15 protein-coding genes are annotated in these 19,890 nt (G+C 35.2%); 8 read left to right on the forward strand and 7 right to left on the reverse strand.

Translation table 11 applies throughout. The features are described from left to right. Positions 1 to 360: 360 nt before the first annotated feature. Entirely contained in the window at positions 361 to 1,056 is a 696-nt protein-coding gene (locus BBH99_RS17965) for a LytR/AlgR family response regulator transcription factor (RefSeq protein ID WP_066698947.1), read from the reverse strand. Continuing rightward, on the reverse strand, positions 1,049 to 2,110 hold the full coding sequence (locus BBH99_RS17970) for a sensor histidine kinase (protein ID WP_066698949.1): 1,062 nt from the start codon (positions 2,108 to 2,110) through the stop codon (positions 1,049 to 1,051). Before BBH99_RS17970 ends, BBH99_RS17965 begins: the two co-directional genes overlap by 8 nt. A 186-nt stretch (positions 2,111 to 2,296) precedes the next feature. On the opposite strand from BBH99_RS17970, the gene BBH99_RS17980 reads away from it, so the two are divergent. After that, positions 2,297 to 3,418, forward strand: coding sequence for an acyltransferase family protein (locus tag BBH99_RS17980; RefSeq protein ID WP_066698952.1), 1,122 nt, complete (start codon positions 2,297 to 2,299; stop codon positions 3,416 to 3,418). A 126-nt stretch (positions 3,419 to 3,544) separates the two neighbouring features. On the opposite strand, the gene BBH99_RS17985 is transcribed toward BBH99_RS17980, so the two are convergent. Both BBH99_RS17985 and bla read right to left on the reverse strand, forming a co-directional pair. Beyond that, complete coding sequence (locus BBH99_RS17985) at positions 3,545 to 4,606, reverse strand: serine hydrolase domain-containing protein (protein ID WP_083188873.1); 1,062 nt, start codon at positions 4,604 to 4,606, stop codon at positions 3,545 to 3,547. Beyond that, a complete protein-coding gene (gene bla / locus BBH99_RS17990; protein WP_066698954.1) occupies positions 4,587 to 5,483 on the reverse strand; it encodes a class A beta-lactamase in 897 nt (298 codons plus the stop codon). The genes BBH99_RS17985 and bla overlap by 20 nt, the downstream gene beginning before the upstream one ends. A 669-nt stretch (positions 5,484 to 6,152) precedes the next feature. Between bla and BBH99_RS17995 the strand changes: the two genes are divergently transcribed. The 6 genes from BBH99_RS17995 to BBH99_RS18020 all read left to right on the forward strand — a co-directional run bounded on the left by BBH99_RS17995 (position 6,153) and on the right by BBH99_RS18020 (position 12,618). Further along, positions 6,153 to 7,568, forward strand: coding sequence for a hypothetical protein (locus BBH99_RS17995; protein WP_123873212.1), 1,416 nt, complete (start codon positions 6,153 to 6,155; stop codon positions 7,566 to 7,568). Positions 7,569 to 8,204: 636 nt separating this feature from the next. Next, positions 8,205 to 9,737, forward strand: a complete 1,533-nt coding sequence (locus BBH99_RS18000) for a hypothetical protein (RefSeq protein ID WP_123873213.1) — start codon at positions 8,205 to 8,207, stop codon at positions 9,735 to 9,737. 140 nt (positions 9,738 to 9,877) lie between these two features. After that, the gene (locus BBH99_RS18005; RefSeq protein WP_228390836.1) at positions 9,878 to 10,321 is read left to right on the forward strand and encodes a transposase; all 444 of its coding nucleotides are present in this window, start codon (positions 9,878 to 9,880) and stop codon (positions 10,319 to 10,321) included. A 24-nt stretch (positions 10,322 to 10,345) separates the two neighbouring features. Next, positions 10,346 to 10,672: a hypothetical protein gene (locus tag BBH99_RS18010; RefSeq protein WP_066698961.1), complete on the forward strand. Its 327-nt coding sequence runs from the start codon at positions 10,346 to 10,348 to the stop codon at positions 10,670 to 10,672. 32 nt (positions 10,673 to 10,704) lie between these two features. Next, complete coding sequence (locus BBH99_RS18015) at positions 10,705 to 11,355, forward strand: hypothetical protein (RefSeq protein ID WP_123873214.1); 651 nt, start codon at positions 10,705 to 10,707, stop codon at positions 11,353 to 11,355. Positions 11,356 to 12,069: 714 nt separating this feature from the next. Beyond that, entirely contained in the window at positions 12,070 to 12,618 is a 549-nt protein-coding gene (locus BBH99_RS18020; RefSeq protein ID WP_123873215.1) for a hypothetical protein, read from the forward strand. 88 nt (positions 12,619 to 12,706) lie between these two features. Here the strand turns inward: BBH99_RS18020 and BBH99_RS18025 are convergent, their stop codons facing one another. The 3 genes from BBH99_RS18025 to BBH99_RS22545 all read right to left on the reverse strand — a co-directional run bounded on the left by BBH99_RS18025 (position 12,707) and on the right by BBH99_RS22545 (position 17,487). Then, positions 12,707 to 14,170 carry a RagB/SusD family nutrient uptake outer membrane protein gene (locus tag BBH99_RS18025; RefSeq protein WP_066698969.1) on the reverse strand — a complete coding sequence of 488 codons (1,464 nt, stop codon included), beginning with the start codon at positions 14,168 to 14,170 and terminating at the stop codon, positions 12,707 to 12,709. Between the two features lie 8 nt (positions 14,171 to 14,178). Next, complete coding sequence (locus tag BBH99_RS18030) at positions 14,179 to 17,133, reverse strand: SusC/RagA family TonB-linked outer membrane protein (protein WP_066698972.1); 2,955 nt, start codon at positions 17,131 to 17,133, stop codon at positions 14,179 to 14,181. 198 nt (positions 17,134 to 17,331) lie between these two features. Next, positions 17,332 to 17,487, reverse strand: coding sequence for a hypothetical protein (locus BBH99_RS22545; RefSeq protein WP_165601959.1), 156 nt, complete (start codon positions 17,485 to 17,487; stop codon positions 17,332 to 17,334). Between the two features lie 491 nt (positions 17,488 to 17,978). Between BBH99_RS22545 and BBH99_RS18035 the strand changes: the two genes are divergently transcribed. Continuing rightward, positions 17,979 to 19,523 carry an amidohydrolase family protein gene (locus tag BBH99_RS18035; RefSeq protein WP_228390837.1) on the forward strand — a complete coding sequence of 515 codons (1,545 nt, stop codon included), beginning with the start codon at positions 17,979 to 17,981 and terminating at the stop codon, positions 19,521 to 19,523. Positions 19,524 to 19,890 lie beyond the last annotated feature (367 nt).

The following is a 19,890-nucleotide window of genomic DNA, read 5'->3' on the forward strand; positions in this document are numbered from 1 at the left end:
AAATTGGTGCACATAAACTTACGAATAAAACGGCTAAAAAGCAATTTTATTCCTTCTGGCAAAAGTAATATTTTTTTTTAATATCTATAAGAAACAGACAGATAGGGAAAGGGACTTTTTATTGTTTGTAATGGTTTGTAATCCAGTTGGTTATTTGTTGGTTGGGAAAAATATCTCTACTTATGTTTATGCAGAAGTCAAAGAAAAACAATCTTGTAATGGGTTGAAAAACAGGAGGAAAATAATTAATATAAAGTAGTTGTTTTAAAAAATATTCAAAAAAAAGTTAAAAAGATAATTTGTAAGCATAAATGAGTGGAAAATATATAATGAATATATTCGTAAGTTGTTTATAGCCAGTTATAAAAGTCTGTATTTTGAAAAATTAGCTATAAAAGTATCAAATTCCTGGCGGTAGCTTCTTCCTACCGGAATCTCATAAGCTCCAAGGCGGATTTCGTTATTGTTGAAAGCGGTGACAAATGAAGTATTGATAATAAATGACCGATGAATTCTTACAAAACCTTTTGATGCTAAAAGCGATTCCAGATCCGTTATTCTGCTTTTTGAAATGAAACTTTCGTTGCTGGCTAAAGTTATTTTGATATCATTTCCCTGGCTTTCAATATAAATGATGTCTGCCAGAGATAATTTCCTGTGCATTCCCTCTGTTTTAAGGAGAATAAAATCATCTTTAGAGTCGTTAATATTCCTTAATACCCGCTCTACAGACTTAAAGAAACGCTCGAAAGAGATAGGCTTCAAAAGATAATCTACAGCCTCCAGCTCAAAGCCTTCAAGAGCAAACTCCCGGTAGGCGGTGGTAAAAATGGTTTTAGGTTTTATGGAAAGTGATCTTAAAAAATCAACACCATTGAAGTGTGGCATTTCAATATCAAGAAACATCAGATCTACTGTCTGATTTTGAAGGAGTTTATAGGCTTCAATAGCATTTTCTGCTTTTCCTGCCAGTTTTAAATGATCGATTTTGGAAATATGATTTTCCAGCAAGGTGGCAGCCAAAGGCTCATCATCTACAATAATACATTTAATCATATTGAGAAGGAGTAGTTATTTCAACGTTAAAAATATTGTTTTCCAGGGAAATAATAAAGGTAAAACGTTCCTGATAATAATGTTCAAGTTGTTGATTAATATTCTTAAGCCCGATTCCCTTTTCATTATGATCTGAAATATAATTGCAGGTATTTTGGATTCTGAAGACGGAATGTTGAGGGGTGGTCTCTAGTTCTATTTTTATTTCAGTTTGTTCCACATTTTTTCCGGCACCATGCTTAAAGGCATTTTCCACAAGGGTAAGATAGAGGAGCGGTGGGATAAAGTTAGCAGACTTTATTGATGTATTCCTGGTTACTTTTAATCTCTCATGAGTATAACGCAGGCTTTCCAGGGCAATATAATCATTAATAATGTTCATTTCTTCTGTAACAGATACCCATTTTTTCTGCCCTTTGTACAGGATATAATCAAGAATATCTGAAAGCTGGCTGATAGACTGGGATGTTTTATCTGAATGAATGAGGGAAAGTGAGTAGATATTATTCAGGGTATTAAAAAGAAAATGAGGATGAAGCTGGGATTTAAGAGATTTCAGCTCCAGCTCGGTCTTTTCCTTTTGCAATTGGATGGTATTTTCTTTCTCATCTTTATACCGCATGAAAAACATCATTGAAATAAAGATAAAAGCTCCACTGATGATCGGAAATGTATAATGGAATAAAAGATAGCTGATATCGGTAAAAATGCTGAACAGGCTGTCTTTAGGTTCATTGGTGAAAAAAGGTTCTGCAAAATCAACAATAAAGATTCTGTTGGCTACAGAAATAAAATATAAACTCAGAATAAGGTATAGGATGAATTTTATGTATTTTTTTTGATCAAAGAAATGACAGATCAGGAAAAAATAAATGAAATTAGCGGCTAGAACCTGAAAGATCCAATGACATAAATTATAAATCATCAGCTGTTTGAACATTTCCCCATGGTAATCATCGTAAGTTCTTGCGATTCCAAACAAAAACAAAGCACTCCAGAAAAATAGTTGGAAGTATATATTTTGTCGGTTATAGATTAACGCTGTTGTTTTCATCGTGATCAAAAATAAAAAATCTTGGACTATACCTGATAAAATAGATGTGAAATCCTATAAAATAAAGGTAAACAGCATGATTAAAAATGCAGAATGCTTATTTTACCATTGGCATCTGAATTCCTGTTTTCTAAACCCTACATTAAAAAGAAATTCTGTTTTTGGTAAGATTTGCAGTAAAAAAATATGATAACAAAACGTTCAGAAAGATTTTATGGGTTAGATCACTTGAGAGCATTGGCTATTGTGCTGGTTTTACTCTTTCACTACCGTGCATTTAAACATCCGGAATGGATTGACACAATAGGGAGATTTGGCTGGACCGGAGTTGACCTTTTCTTTGTGCTGAGTGGTTTTCTGATCTCAGGACAATTGTTCCAGGAGATAAACAATAAAGGATCAATAAGTTTAAAGTCATTTTATATCAAACGTTTTTTCAGGATTATTCCTGCTTATTTTTTTACGCTTTTTCTGTATTTTACCATTCCCATTTTCAGAGAACGGGAAGCTTTACCGCCTTTGTGGAAGTTTGTCACGTTCACACAGAATTACGGATTGGATGTGATTAATCAGGGCACATTTTCTCATGCATGGTCTTTATGTATTGAGGAACAGTTTTATCTTCTTCTTCCTTTGTTCCTTTTGTTGATCATGTCCTCAAAGCTCTTTAAATATTTTGCTGTATTGATAATCATTTTCATAACATTTTCTCTAATGATGAGATTAATAACATGGGATGCGGCTATAGCATGGATAGACAGTAATTCCCTGGATTTCTGGAGATCATGGTACATGAAGATATATTACCCAACCCATACAAGATTAGACGGACTTGGTACAGGAGTTCTCATTGGTTATTTTATGCAGTATTCTGTTGGCTTTAAAAAGATAGTTCATCAAAATGGAAACAAATTTCTTATTGCAGGGATCATATTGCTGGGTATTTCATTCTGGATTTGTAATGAACAGGCTTCAAAAGTAGCGTCTGTATTTGGGTTTACTTTGGTGGCAATAAGCTATGGTTTTATTGTTTTATCTGCAGTGTCATCATCATCATTTCTTTCAAAGCGGAAATCTTATATTACGGCCGAGCTGGCTGCCTTATCTTACGCAATTTATCTTTCACACAAAGGAATTATTCATATGATTCAGGCTTTTTTTGAACAGTTTGATCTCGAAACTTCAGATACAGTATGCCTGATTATTTGTCTGTTGGGATGTGCTATAGGTGGATTGGGATATAGATTTTTTATTGAAAAGCCTTTTGCTGGTATGAAAAACAAAATTTTAAAGCAAGGAAGATTTTAGTACACAACTATCATAGATAAAAACTTTGCTTTTTAACATTTCTGTCATGATCTAAAAGGTTCGTGACAAAAATAAAAGGTGGTTTTTAAAAGAAAAATCACCTTTTATCTGTTGTTTTAGGTGAAATTATTTTGAAATGATGCTTTTCAATACAACATTTTTAATAGCTGCCTCCTGAAAGCTCCAGTGTTCACTATTTTTGGGCATTTGGTTTTCAAGGATAATTAGGCTGGTATCCGTAGAAGGGAAGTATGTATTCAGACATGTAAAGCCGTCACCAAGTCCGGTCACAGCGTAATAATCAAGTCCGGCTTCTTTAATGAATCTGATATTGTATCCAAACCCCATACTTTCTTTTCCAAAAACATTGTGTTGAGAAAAGGTGGAAGGGGTAAGAATCAGTTTTTGAAACTCAGGGGAAAGAAGTTTACCTTTAAACAGGGCCTGATCCCACTTTGCAAGATCTTCTACGGTAGAAACAACTCCGGCGGCAGGAGCAAGTTTATCATTTAAAAATGATTCTTCCGCCTTTTCGAATCGGTTATTCTCACTTCTGTAGCCGGGAACCAGTGCCTGATTATTTTTACTGTTATATACAAATGTTTTCTCCATTTTCAGCTTTTTAAAAAGGGAGTTAGCTAGCTCTGTAAAGCTTTTTCCCGTTGTGTTCTGAAGAATTTCCCCCAAAAGCGTATAGGAAAGGTTTCCGTATTTGAACTGTGAACCGGCTTTAAAAGCAAGAGGTTTTTCAAGATCTATAATCCCATGGGTATGGTTCAAAAGGTTGTGGATCGTTACAGTATCCGCCCACGGCTGGGTAATTGCTGGAAGATATTTTTTGATAGGAGTCTGAAGAGCTAGCTTCCCCTGTTCAGCAGCCTGTAAGACCAAGACAGCGGTAATCTGTTTTGAGTTTGACATAATTTCAAACTGATCATCGGTTTTTAAAGCAACCTTTTTGACAAAATCTTTATATCCATTAGCCTTCAGATATTTTGCTTTGCCATTTTGAGAAATCAAAACAACCCCATTGAATTTCAATGGGACAGAAGCGGCTATAATACTGTCAATTTTTTTAGAATAAGAATCTGTTTTCTGTGCCTTTACAGAAACAGGGAGTAATGCGGAAATGCCAAGTAAAAAAAATAACCTGATTCCGGTGATGGATTTATTTTGTGTAATAATCATAAGCTGTTTTGGCAATGTCTGCAATAATTGCTTCCGAGTTTTCAAATGTTTCATAAGTATCATGTACAAAAACAGCAATATATATTTTCTTCTTACCTGGGAGCTCAATAATTCCATAATCATTGATGGCTCCTGTCATTCCTGCGTTATTGGTAAATGAAGTTCCTGTACGGTGAGCCACTTTAACTTCCTTTGGTAATTTGCCTTTAAGCCTTTTTACTCCTGCTACATTGTTCAGCATAGCGGTATATAGCCATTTTGTATGCTCTTTATTTAATATTTTTCCGTTATAGAACTGTTCCAGTAATCTAATGGCTTCGTTAGGGGTAATGGTATTGATGAATTGAGAATCCCAGTCTTTATGCATATCTTTTTCATCATTTTTAATGACGGTATCTTTGCTGTTGATGAAGTTCTGAACATAATCAGGACCGCCAATCATCCTCAGCAGGACATCTGTAAGGTTATTATCACTGTATACCACTATCCATTGTATGCAGTCTTCCAGGCTAATCTGTATGTTTCCTTCGGGATATTTTTCTCTGAATGGGCTGTAGGTATCTTCCAGAAGTTCTTCTTTTTTGATGTAGACCTTTTGCTGTAATGAAAGTTCCCCTTTTTCCACTTTATGGAGAACTGCTAAGGCTATAGGAAATTTGAAAGTGCTCAGCATAGGAAATGGCTTATTCCCATTGATCTGAGTAACTTCCTTTTTATGGGTTCCTGATGTTAAAATAGAAACCCCAACATCTGCCTTCTTATTGGCAAGAATAGCTTCAATGTTTTTTTTGAATTCCGGGTTAGTGCTATTTTGTGAAAAGAGAGGAATACTTATAAATAGGATGAAAAGGGTAAGAATGATTTCCTTTGACTTCATTTTAAGATGGTTATTTAAGATGGTTTTTGATCCTCAAATATAATGTATTTCTGCTGTCTTTTTTGATTTGATATCCATATTTTAAGTTCCCCAATGGTGAAAGAACTATCTGCTTTCATTGATGACGAAGACATCTTATTTTTCCTTGTTTACTATGGACTGAATGGTAAGTAATCCGAAAATGTTTCTCAGAAATGAATCATGTTTTACTAAAAAGGGAAGCAGATTTAATAATATGTTTTCTATCCGTTATTTTAGATTTTTATTAGCCTTTTTTAGTTCAGTTTATGCCTTTGATTTGAGCATAAAAAGAGATGTTTATTAAAGTTTTTTATAAGAAGAATATCTGTTTTACAGATTATGATGAGACAAAATTAGATACTACATTGTCTTATTACTGTTTTAATTCTTTTATTGTCCTAAAATGAGGTCGGTTTTTAATTGATTGATTATCATTTGTTTTGTTCTGTAGTTTTTTGGATGAGGGATATTTGTAGGATGTGTTTTTTCTGTAGGATGTATCTGTTTTATTATTTTCGTTAAACTTTTTCATCAAAATATATTACTTATTTGTTTCTATGATTAAATTTTTATTTGTATTAATTTATGATAGGTATTAATTCCCTAAAGAGAGTATGCTTTATTGTAAGTATATTCTGCTTGTTTTTTTTGAACAGTTGTACGGGAGGTAATCTGTCTGTGGCCAATTTTGATTATCCGTTGCTTCATGAAAATGAGGTAATGCGCCTTGCCGGTAATTATGGTAAATGTATGCTGCTGAATGAAGAATACCTTCAGAAAGCTCAAAGAGATGGTTATCATGATGGAGAAGCTCTATGTTACATCAATATGTCCAATATATCTGTGAGTATCGGAAACTACAAGAAAGGGCTTGTATTTTTAAAGAAAGCGGAGGTGATTCTTCAAAACTCAAAAAATGAAGCTCTAAAGGCAAAGCTTTTTCAGGAATATGGACAGTTAAGTAAGGTGACGGGTCTGTATAATAATGCATTAAAATTCAATTCTAAAGCGCTTTATTATACAAGAAAATGCACGCTTCATGATAAAAGAAGCTATTTTTTGGACAGGGTATTTTCCAATAGAGGAGACTTTTTGTATGAAACTGGACGAATAGATTCTGCGCTCATCTATTTTCACCGGTCAAAAAATGTCATCAATACACCACTAGTCAATTGTTTGATTGCCAAACACCATTTGCTGCATACCGGTCTTATTGATTCTGCCAAACTATATGTTGGCAGATCGCTGGAACTTATTAAAAAGGATACTATACGATTAGATGCCCAAAAGGGAATGGTGTTTAGAGTAGCTGGAGATTACTACAAAAAACAGGGGGATTATGCAGAAGCTCAGGTTTTTTATCAGAAAGCGCTGGATGTTTTTTTAGATACCAAGCGAGCATATAACATTCCTTTTATTTATCAGTCCATAGCTGAGGCTTATAAAGGAATGGGAAATAAGGAAAAGGAAACAGAGTTTGAGAACAAATACCTGGATGCAAAGGCAAAGCAATCAGATGATCAGAATGAGACTGTAAATCTTTTGATTGATAAGGTTTTGTCAGAAAAAGAAAATGATGTTGAGGTTTTTAAACTGAAATTATTCGCGGGCTCTTTCTTATTAATTCTGGTTCTAGTCATTGTCTTTACTCTGAAATATAGAAAAATGAAAAACAAAAAGAGCCAGTTAAAGGAAGAGACTACCATTTTAAAAAACCAGACTGAGCTTTTAACCAATGAAACTGAAGTTTTAGCGAGTAAAGTAAATGAAAGCTTTAGTGACCTGGTTCAGCTTGCTAAAAGGAATGACTCTGCTTTTCTAACCCGTTTTCAGGAAGTATATCCGGATTTTATAGAGAAGTTACTAGATATTAATGAAGACCTTTCAGGAGCGGATCTGCATTTGTGTGCGATGATAAAACTGAACTTCAGTTCAAAGGAAATTGCGACCTATATGTCTATTCTTCATAAATCTGCACAGCAGAAAAAATACAGATTAAGGAAAAAACTTAATGTTCCAAGCGATCAGGATCTTTATGTATTCTTTCAGGGATTAGATTCTTAGATAGAGAATCTGTAAGGAATAAAAAAGTCTGTATAAATTTTAAGAACGATTATATGAAAGCCATCCTTTTAAAGGGTGGTTTTTTATTTTGTTTATAGTTCATTATACTATTTAAATACGAATTATAGAGGGTATGTACTAGAAGACCTAACTGTACACATTTAATAAGCAGAGTGATTTTATTTTTAGAATAAGAGCTTTTCGCTCCGCCTTTATTTTTTAATCTTTTGCTTCTTAGGCTTAAGATGTATTTAAAAGAATTCAGTTCTGATAATTAGTTTTTTCACCAGATTATAATGTCTTGTGTGGATAATCTTTAATGTAGGGGTATTGATTTATGGATTTTTTATACTACATGAATGGCTTTTCAACAAATTTTTCACTCATACAAGTATCTGAATTAAACTTTTAAGATGCTTTTAAGATTTCTTTAAGAAAAATATATATTGATAATCAGTGTGTTATTGGTGTTGAAGGATATTTGTAGAATCATTTTTTTTGGCTGCTTGGTTTCATTTGTTTGAAATTTATAGTAAAGATAAGAGGAGTTGATATGTATGAATGATAATGTTTCTTTTCTTCTGATTTTTTAATCAAAACTAATTTCACTAACAAAACCAATATTAATATCGAATTATGAGAACAAATTTATCAATGCTGGTTTTAGCATTATGTTCCTGCAGTATGTATTCCCAAGTGGGAATTAATACTGCTGCTCCTGAATCAACTTTAGATGTAAGAGCAAAAAATCATTTAGGAACCGTAACTGCACAGGATGGTGTACTGGTTCCAAGAGTAAATTCACTTTCTGCCAGTGGTTCTGTGAATGGTCAGCTTGTTTATTTGATTGCTGATGCAGGAGGCTTTATCAAAGGCTTCCATTTTTGGAACGGAACTGTCTGGCAGCCTCTCGGTGGTAGTGGTGGCTCAGGAGATCCTACAAAAGATGCCTGGGTAGATAATATTCCGAATACCCTCGTAGAATTAGGAAGCAAATCGGATGGTACCTCCAGGACTGCAGGGACCGAATTTGTTGCGCTGGATAATGGTGCTGTTGGGATTGGTACTCCTGCTCCTGATGGCTCTGCAATGCTAGATGTAACAGCAAATGATAAAGGCTTTCTGCCGCCAAGGGTTGTACTGACCAATAGAACCATGCAGTTAAACGCTTCAACGGCAAATGCTACCGGATTGTGGGTTTATAACACCGGAGGAACCGGTAATCTGCCCCATGGGTATTATTATTGGAATGGATCGGAGTGGAGACAGGTAACTTCCATAACAACTGATCCGCCAAGCATCAGTACCCTGAATTGTGATGCAGCAGGTTTAAGACCTTCATCGTATACTGCCGGTGTACCTTATTCAGGGATGATAAGAGTTCCATATAGCGGCGGAAACGGGCGCCCTTATACAGCAGGATCTTCAGTGACCGTTAATGGACTTACGCTTACCCTATTGGAAGGTATTCTTGAACAGGGAACCGGTTATCTTTACTTTAAAGTGGAAGGAACACCTACCGTAAGTTCGCCAACTACTACTACCTTCCCAATCAACAGCAGTGTAGTTCCTTTTTGGACTGGAACATGTAATATAACAGTTGGTAATAGTTTGGCAACGGATCTTGATTCATTTGCAATATTAGGTCCGTTAAAAGCTACTTCTGATAATGGAAGAGCAGGATATGCAACTACGATAACCACCAGAGACGGAAAATATTCTGTACGTTGTTTTGTTCCTGATGGTAGTGCTTTCGCTGCTGTAAACCTGCAGATCAGGAATAATAGTACCTCTACCGTGGATATTATCTCCAATGGACACTATCTATGGAGCGGTGCAGGTGGATATATGCAGAACCAGCTAAGGCTTCCTGCCAATACGTGGGCAGGTGATAATGCAACAAGTAACTCTGCTCTTATAGTAGCTACCGGACAGACTGCTACCAATTTCCCGTCGTGGGGCGATGGTGGAGTATATGCAAGCGGAATGCCTGAACAACGTCTATATAAATGGACAGCTTATGATACGAATGAGAAGACCTTCTATTCTCTTGAGTTCATGATGGGTTCTAATAATCCAAATGGAGTGGCCAATGCTACAACATGCCCTGGAGGGGTTTGTGCAGGAACCAAGGTGTTCTTTAAGATAGATCAGATCACGGCGCAATAGATTCTAAAAACACAACCAAAATATCAGAGTGATCATTGCGTATTTTCCCTCATACCTGTGATGCATAGCTCTTTATCAGAATAATCTATATTTAAGTTAGAGTATTTTACGGAATACTCTAACTTATTAAAACCGAAGAAATGGAAAATATGTTATATAAAGAAATTCATATAGGAGAACTTATCAAAAATAAAGTAGAGGAGATTGAAGTTACCATACGGCATATTGCTGAGGTTTTCAAAATTCCTGAAAATGCTGTTTTAGAAATGTTTGAAAAACCGGAACTCTCTACCGGGGAACTGCTGAAATGGTCTAAGCTTCTGAGGTATGATTTTTTTAGGGTATACTCTCAACATTTGATTCTTTATACACCCCAATATCCCAATCCCGTTAAGAAAAATGAAAAATCCAAATCAATGAAGTTCAGGAAAAATATCTATTCGGATGAACTCATTGAATTTGTATTGGAACTGGTAAAAACAGGAAAAAAAACAAAACAGGAAATTGTAGATGATTACAGGATTCCTAAAACAACACTTTATAAGTGGATCACAAAGCATCAGGTAGTATCTGATCTGGAATAAATATAAACTTAAATAATTTGAAAGATGGAAGAAGCAATAAGACCTGATTATAGAAAGCTTTATATGGATATGCTGGATTGGAAATATCCTGAAAAGAAAGAAGTATGTGCAGAATTTTTAAAGAAAAGAAAATTGGAAGCTTTGGATGTTATTACCTTGAATACGATGATTTTTGGAGATCGTAAAAGCAACCAGAAACACAAATCCTATGATCAAAATTCTATTCTTGAAATTTTAGCTTATCAGAAAAAAAATCCCTGTACTAATAAAGAACTGTCCCTTCTGTTTAAGATCAGCAGGAATACCATTACCAAATGGAAGAAAATTTACAGTCAAAAGGCAGGAATATAAAGTTATATCTTATAATATCTAACACTAAGGAAATGAAAAAAATTATATTTATACTGTTTATTTCATCCAATTTACTGGCTCAGGTTGGAATCAATACGACTGCGCCTACCAGAGTTCTGGATGTAAATGGAAATATGAGAGTAAGAAATAGTACGGATAAATCATCCGATGTATTATATGACCGGGTTCTGGTTTCAGATTCAAATGGAAATATTGATTATGTTCAAAAGAAAACCCTCAATCAGCTTGTCACGCAATTATTCAATATCACATCATTGCCGGCAACGAATGCCGGGGGAACCGGAACGACTCCGGCTGTAATCAGTACACAAAATATTAATTTGTCTAAACCAGCCGTGGTAACTGTGACTTTTTCAGTCCCCATAAGTATCCCGAACCCTCCTATTGATGGTAGATTAAGAATATTGAGAACCCATTTGGCTGTAAATGGGACTGAGGTAGTTAGGGCTTCGGAGACCTATACCAACAGACCAACAACTACAGGAACCAATTTGCAGGGGATTTTCTATAATACCGGAACCTATACCGTGTCCTTAGCGGCAGGTACACATACTATTGAACTGAGAGGAACATGCTTTGATTTTGCTGCTGCTGATTGTGTTCAGGGAGATGCTCTTCCCGCTACGGTTTTCCAGGCGTTTGCCTATTACAATGAATACTGATATTGTATTGCAGGAATATTTTCAAAAATAATATTGGAGAATATAAGGCAATAGGAATGAATTTTATGATTTAAAAAATAAAATTTTAATCTATCAGAAAAAACATTAACAGGTGTTTTGTTCCTGTTTAAGATCGAAGATAATAATGCTTACTACCTAATAGAGACAGATTTATATTTGATTTCAGTATCTTCTACTTAAATAATTAAAATTGTAACGAAAATCTCAGGATATTAATTCTGAGGTTTTTTGTTTTTAGTAAAAATAGTATCAGTTTTTAAAGACTTAAAAATATTCTGCTCTAAAGACACCGGACACTCTTTTTTTAATCCGGGGTTGGGAAAAATCAGTAAATAATCATTCAGGAGATAAGCTCAATGGATGCTAAAATATAAATATTCATTCCTGGTTACATAATTTTTACAGACATTCACCGTTACCTTGATATAGCCTATAATCTTGAGTGAAAAATTTATCCCTGTAACTCAGAAGCAGAAATAGAATTAGCCTAATAAAAACTGAAGAAATCAAAATTAAATAAGAAGAAAAGTTTATTCTATTGATAATCAAATTGTATGAATAGCATCATTTATAGTAAATGGTGCTGTTTTTTTTTTAGATGTATTCTGAATTAAACTCATTCTTTTTTTATAAATTGGCTATTCTTCTGAATGGAAGATTAAAGGTTATAAACAGATTGATACTTCATTTTCTATGAAACATAGAATACTACCGGTTGCTTTTGGGTTGAACTCATTCTACCTTTCATTTTTATATTTTAGGATGTTCTGGATTTCTGATAGGGTAGAAACATCAGAACTTCTGACTTATAAATATATGCTGTATTCTGTATTCTTTGTTTATCCTTTATTTATTATTTCAACACTTATTCTCACTAAAGAGTTTAAAGCCGGCTTTTTTCTGAAAATTTTTGTTTGGCTTTTGATAGCTTCAGGACCTCTACTTTACTTTTTAACATTTGATTTATATAAGGAAAAAGAACTCTTCTATGGATGCCTAATTACAGTAGCTCAGTGCCTGATTCAATCTAAAATGGTAAAAGATGATGAAATGATAGCCAGAGTTGCAGGAGTTTTCTCTGCAAAACTGATCCTGTGGTTCTTCATTCTTCTCTTATCATTGTTTTTCCATACCATCTATTCTGATATGCTTTCGAATATGCTATTTGGGGGAATTTATTATCTCTGCATAGGAATTCTTGATATTCTGGTGGTTCGGTATAAATTTCTCACAGAAAAATAAGAAACGGAAAAATACTGAGCGATAAAAAACCACCATTTCCGGTAAATGGTGGCTGCTTGAAATATATTAAAATTGTTTTTGGCTTTATTTAGTCATTCTGTTTGATTTGAGGGTTATTATTAATCTCTTTATTCGGGATCTGGAATTTGAATTTATCCGGTGTAAGGTTAAATCTTCCAAATGTGTGGTTGGTTCCTGTGTATACTCTTTCTAAAGGTGTATTTAATCTTTTCATATCAAACCACGCATAGCCTTCACCCCATAGTTCAATTCTTTTCTGAAGGATGATTTCATTAATCAGATCAGCGCCTGTTTTGGCAGACAATGTATAAGCCTTGTCTCTTTTGGACGCGATTTCAAATAAAACCTGTTTTGCTTCTGTTTCTCTTCCTTGTCTTGCCAAAGCTTCTGCTTGGATATAATATAATGAAGAAGCTCTGATGTAAATATAATCTCCTTCAAACATACTTGGATCTTTGAATTTCCAGCTCACATATGCAGGATAGTTTTTAGTTTTCCCATTAAAGGTATATTTGGCAGGCTGGCTTCCGTTGAATACTTTTTTGCGGTAGTCCGTATCTGGAATAGCATCATATAAACGCTTGTCAATAAGCTTATAGATCTGGGCTGCTCCTGCATATCCTTCATTGGTATTATCAAACATAGAGAAGAAAGAAGCATAAAAGTTTCCGATACTCATCGTAGAAATCGTATTATGAAATCCCCAGATCACCTCTGGATTACTGATATTTGAAAAACCGGTCGTGGTATAATCATCTTCTGTCATCAAGGCAATTCCCTGCTTACCGTCTGAAGCATATTGGGCTGCTTTTGTATAATCTCCGGTTTGCAGGAATACCTCAGCCGCAATTGCTTTAGCAGTTCTTTGATCAATCTGGGCTCTGGAAGAACGTGCAAAGCCCTCCAGAAGGACAATAGATTCTTCAATATCCTGTCCAATCTGCGAGTATACCTGTGCTACCGTTGACCTTGGAAGTCCCTGGCTTGGATTATCGGTAGTAAGCACCAAAGGAAGTCCCGGATCAGACTGATGCCCTTTATAATCATTCGCGTAAAAACGGATCAGATGAAAATAGGAATAAGCTCTTAAAGCAAGCAGCTGTCCTTTAATTGCTCTATTTTTAGGGCTCTCATCTCCTTTTAAATCATTAAGAAGCTTATTGATAATGAATATTCTGGCATAAAAAGTAGTCCATACGATTTCTGAAGCAACATTACTGGCATTGGTGGCTTCATAATTATAAAACATTCCCAAATGCTGGTTTTTGGCCTGTATTACATCATTGGACATTAAATCTGCACCTGCTTTGATGGCCATGATACCAAAATCAGTATGTAAAGTAGTTCCACCGGCACCGTTGCTGCGGAAGTCTAGATAAATTCCACCCAGGATCTTTTCAGGTTTTGACTGATCGTCATTCAATTGTTCGCCTGAAATGTCGCCTTCCGGCAAAGTATTGAGATCATTAGCACAGCCTGTTGTAATGAGGGCTACGGCTAAAGCAGATATAAAGTATTGTATTGTTTTCATAATGTCTTTTAAAATGTTAGTTTAAAACCTAGTGAAACACTTGATAATAAAGAGTATTTGTAAGCATCGGATACACCGGTTAATGAGGCTCTAGGATCATATCCCTTTCTCTTGGACCATAAATAGAGATTGTTTCCTGTAGCATAGATCTTTAATGCTGATAAACCGATCTGTTTCACAAAATCATCAGATAGCTGATACGATAATGTTACATCCTGAAGACTGATATAGTCAGACTTAACCAGATATAATGTTGAATGTCCATTCTGGTTGGTTGAACTAAGATCCACACGTGGTAAGGCTGCAGTAGGATTTTCCGGAGTCCACGTTTTATCAAGATCAGTGGTGTAGTTAGAACCGTAAGTATCAGAGTGGAAGAGGGATCTGTAAATATCATCATAGCCATATCCGCCAAACTGATAAGCAAAATTAACAGACAGATTTACTCTCTTATAGGTAATATCTGTTCCAAACCCACCATATACCTTCGGAATAGCAGATTTTCCGGTATTGTAATCACTTGCTTCCTTATAATTATTGGTCACTGTTTTTTCTACTTGTTGGGTGGTTGGGTTGATTGTATTTTTATACCATAATGCATCCCCGTTCTCCGGATTCACTCCCGCAAACTCTTTTAAATAATAGGTATATCGGTCTCCGCCTTCAGCAAGAACAAACAATCCTGAAACAAGACCTGTAGCTTTTTGTTGGTCCGGTAACTTTGTAATCTTATTTTTGTAATGAGTGGCATTGGCGTAGAAATTCCACTGAATATCATCTGTACGAAGAATATCAACATTGATATTTGCCTGTATACCCTTATTAGTCATATCTCCTATATTTCCATATTTTACATAGGAACCAGCATTAGATGGAGGTAATGGAAGAGTATAGATCATATCCGATACCTTTCTCTCAAAATAATCAGCATTTAAATTCACCCTGTTGTTGAGTAGAGAGATTTCAAAACCGGCATTCAGGTTTTTGGAAGTTTCCCATTTTAAATCTCTGTTTCCTTGTTTTTTTAAAGTAAGGACAGGTTTTCCATCTCCAAAATCATTAATTCCATAAATATCCTGATAAGCATAGTAATCTCTGGTGCTGCTGTTCAGTAATATATTATCATTTCCCTGCTGTCCATAAGAAGCTTTCAGTTTTAATGCATTGATAACCTTGTTGTCTTTAAGAAAGTCTTCTTTAGCAACATTCCATGCTGCTCCTAAACCATAAAATGTACCCCATCTGCTTTCCGGAGCAAATACAGAAGAGCCATCTCTACGCACATTTGCATTAAAGAAATACTTATTATCATAGTTGTATAATAACCTGGAAAAATATCCTTCTACTGCATATTCGTATCCGCTTCCAGACAGGTCTGTGATTTTTACACCATTATCAAAAGCCCATGATTCAGGTAATAAAAGCTGTTGTTTAGTTCCGGAAAAGCCTTCATTTTTTGTTTTGTTCAATTCATGACCAACAAGAATATTGAAGTTATGCTTGTCAAATTTTTTCTGATATGTAAGCAACTGCTGATGGTTTAGTGTATAGTTAAATACAGATTCCTGAGTAATAGTTCCGCCTACCGATGAAGAAGTTCCTCCCAGTGTATTTCCGAACTGAAGGTTTCTTAAGTTTTCAAGATATGCTCCAAAACTGTAAGTGAAATCCAATCCTTTAATGATTTCATAGTTTAACCCCAGATTGATATTGCTGATATTACTTACTCTTTGAGATTTATCCTGCTGAAGATTTCCTACCGGGTTTTCAAAAACAGCATAAGATCTTGTTGCACCATTAGGCCCCTGTCCGTCTCCATAATCATATAGAGGATTTCCGTGGTTATCATACAATTGCTGGTAATTATCATTTCTAAGGAAAACCGGATAGAAAGGCGCTATATTTCTGGCAAACTGGAATGGATTGGAAAATCCACCCGTTTCTCCGAAATTCTGTTTGCTGTAAGTATAAGAAAGCGCTGTGGTTAATCTTAACTTTGGCGTAATAGAGTAGTCTACATTTGATCTGATCCCGAATCTTTCAAAACCGGAACCAATAAGATATCCTTTATCATCCAGGTAATTTAAAGACGTATAAGATTTTACCTGGTCACCGCTGGCATTAATTCCTACCGTAGCTTCCCTTCTTAAAGCAGGTTTGAAAAGAAGTTTTTTCCAGTTATCCTGATAAAGAAGCTTGGCATTGGGATTAAAAGAACCGTCTGGAGCAATCAGTTGGCTGAATGGTACATTATAAACATTATATCCAAGCCCGTTCAGAGCAGAAAGCCCTACAGCGTGAGGCGTTGTAGTGGAAGGAACAGCACCCGGCTGCTTCTGTCTTGCAATTTCCCCAATTCTACCTCTGTTATAATAAGCGGTATAATAATCCTGTGGTGAAGTATACACCGAATAATCTTCAATAGACCTGAAGTTAACTCCTGTTTTGATATCAAGATCAACGCTCAGTTTCTTGTTTTTACCTCTTTTGGTATTTACAATAATAACCCCATTGGCCCCTCTGGAACCATATAAAGCGTTGGAAGAAGCATCTTCCAGAAAAGAAATACTTTCAATATCTGCTGAAGAAATACTGTTCAGGTCGCCACTATAAGGGATGCCATCCAGAACAATTAAAGGATCACTGGAGGCATTTATAGACCCAATTCCTCTCATTCTTATCGTAGGTTGGGAACCTGGCTGCCCGGAAGAAATCACCTGAACTCCAGCTACTTTACCGCCAATTCCCTGAAGAACATTTCCATTTTGAAGATTTCCCAGGTCTTTAGCCTTCAGAGACTGCACAGATCCTGTGATTTCTTCCTTTTTTTGTTTCCCGAAGGCTACCACCACCACTTCTTTGATGGCTGTCTCCTGCGAAAGACTGTCTTTTTTCTGTGCAAAGCCATATTCTGCGAATAAGAGCACGGCCAATACACCAAGTTTGCATTGTTTTTTTCTCATTATATTAATCTTAGGTTTTAAAAATTGAATTGTGTATTACTTTTATCTTTCCGTTTAGGAAAAAATAAGTCCCTGCCTCCCTTTTGTGAGGAGGTATCAGAAAGAAAATGTTAAAATAGAGGAGGTGTACCCGGATTAAATAGGCCTTTAGCTTATCGGGCTTTAATTCCTACAATAATGTGCATATTTCTTTGGGAGTTATGGCATCATCATTTTACACATCATAGATTCAAAGCACATCTTTTTAGAAGTAGTGTTGTGCTGTGAAAGGCCATTCCCTGTACAATCCTTATGTTGAACAGAAGCTGTAGCCATGATAGTGTATAGGTAAGAATTAAAGTCATTCTTATTCATGAGAATAGAGTTTTATTTTTTAACTGGGTCAAAATTATCTAATAATTCATAAAACTTTGTTAAAAGCGGATATGAGAAAAATCATATTAGTCTACTAATTTAGTAGGATAAATGAAATTATAAACTTCCAAACTCTTTTTTCGATATTTAAGTTGCTGTAGTATAGTTGTTTGTGTTTTTATTGATTAAGATTTTCAATTTTTTAAAAAATTCCATTTTCGAGGATGAATAAAAATTAACACAATAAGTCTATTGTTTTTGTAGACTTTTTGCGTATTTTGCGCCCTATTTCTTTTTAGGGAGCTTTATCCCGCTATCCACTCATACTCCTCACGCCATGGCTAAGGCTTAGTCGTGTTGCGGGGTAACCGTTACTATCGGGCTAGGGAAGAATGATGGAAGATGAAAATGTATCAATAAAAGGTTTATCATTTGTTTTTTAAGATTGAAACCCTTTTACCAAAAAAATAATTATATTTTTGAATACTGTAATGGCAAAGTCTTTTTGTCAGCTGCAGGTTACTATTATTATGAGAAAATACCTTACCTATATTTTAATGTTGGGATTTCCTCTGTTGGGAGCCCAAACTAAAGTGGCAGAAAAAACCACTTATCAGGATAAATGGACGTTGCTGGAGAAAGAAAATGCAGCAATGGCCTTTGATGCAGATGTAAAATTATCTGATGCTGAGATCACCTTGGATAAAAAATTATTCCAGATCAGAAAGCAGTTGCTTACCGAAACTTACAAACAGCATATTCCTTTATATAACCGTTCTTTTAATGAAATAAAACCATTGATAGAATCCAGTAAGCTTTTTAAAGTTATTCAGACTATGCCGAAAGGAGGGTTGCTGCATACCCATAGTGGTGGTTTGGCCAATGCTGCATGGCTGATTACAACAGCTAGAAAATATAAAGAATGTTATGTATATGATCAAAAGGACAATGATAAGTTTATCTTCGGTCAGCTGGGCTTCTTTGAAAATGGAAAAGTTCCCAACGGGTTTGTTAACCTCAATCAGAAACTGAATTCAGATCCCGGTTTTGAAAAGGAACTTCATGATCTTCTTCTATTAAAAAGAGATAACCTATGTTCCTACACAGATTATTGGATTGAATTTGAAAAACGTTTCCAGCGCATTAACCTGCTGCTGCCTTATCGCCCTTTCTTTAAAGAATACTATCTGAAAGGTTTCCAGGATTTAGCTAAAGATAAAGTGCAGCACGTTGAAATCAGATATGTATTTGACGAACTGTATGATTTTCAACATGGGAAATACCCATTGGAAACATGTATTACAGATCTTCAGGATATTGTGAAACAAATGCGCCAGTCGGATCCTCAGTTCAGTCTGAAACTGATTTATTCAAGCTTTAAATTCTTAGATTCAGAAAGCATTGAAAAACAACTTGAAGTAGCCTTTAAGCTAAAGAAACAATTTCCGGATATGATTTCCGGTTTTGATCTTGTGGCCGATGAAGCTGCCGGAAACAGCATAAACTCTTTCCAGAAAAACTGGACGAAGCTTAATGAGATCACCAAGAAGTCAGGAGTAGAAATGCCTTTGTTTCTCCATGCGGGGGAAAGCACTTCTGTTTTCAATAAAAATATACTGGATATTACTTTACTGAACAACCAAAGAATTGGCCATGGCCTTAACCTGATTTACTTTCCAAAATCAATGGAGCTTATAAAAAAGCAGAATAAATTGGTGGAAGTAAGTCCTATCAGTAACCAGATTTTGGGGTACGTGAGTGATTTGAGAAACCATCCTGCAAGGGTCTTATTAAGCAATGGAGTACAATGCTCCATTAATAGTGATGATCCTGCAGTATACGGTTATGAAGGGTTGAGTTATGACTTTTGGGTTGCCTATGTTAATTGGGAATTGGATGTAAAAGCTTTAAAGAAGTTGGTGTTTAACTCCATTAATTATTCTTCTTTGAATAAAAATGAAAAGAAACAGGCTGTAGAATCGCTGAACGCACAATGGAATGATTTTGTTCAGAAGACCAATCAGCAACTGAATTAATACCCGGATAAAAAAGAATATATTTTTAATATCAATCTTATCAATATCAACCGCACCATTTTTTAATAGTGCGGTTTTATTTTAGTTCCTGATTTTATTTTCGATGATCATATTTAAAAAATAAAATGGAGCAGATTGATTTTACGACAAGTTCTGTCGCCATTCTGTAGTAGATTTGTAGAATCAATGAAGGATCATGGGATCTCAGTGAGATTTCCTAATGTGTGGAAATAATTTGTATTAAATCACAATGAATATGACTTGTGTGAATGAAAAAAAGTTAAATTTGCGCAAATTTAAAAAGCTAATTACGAACTCAAAATAACACAGGAATGAAAAAGATTTATCTTGGTGCATTTACTTTGTG

This window comes from Chryseobacterium contaminans (genome assembly GCF_001684955.1).
Taxonomy (GTDB): domain Bacteria; phylum Bacteroidota; class Bacteroidia; order Flavobacteriales; family Weeksellaceae; genus Chryseobacterium; species Chryseobacterium contaminans.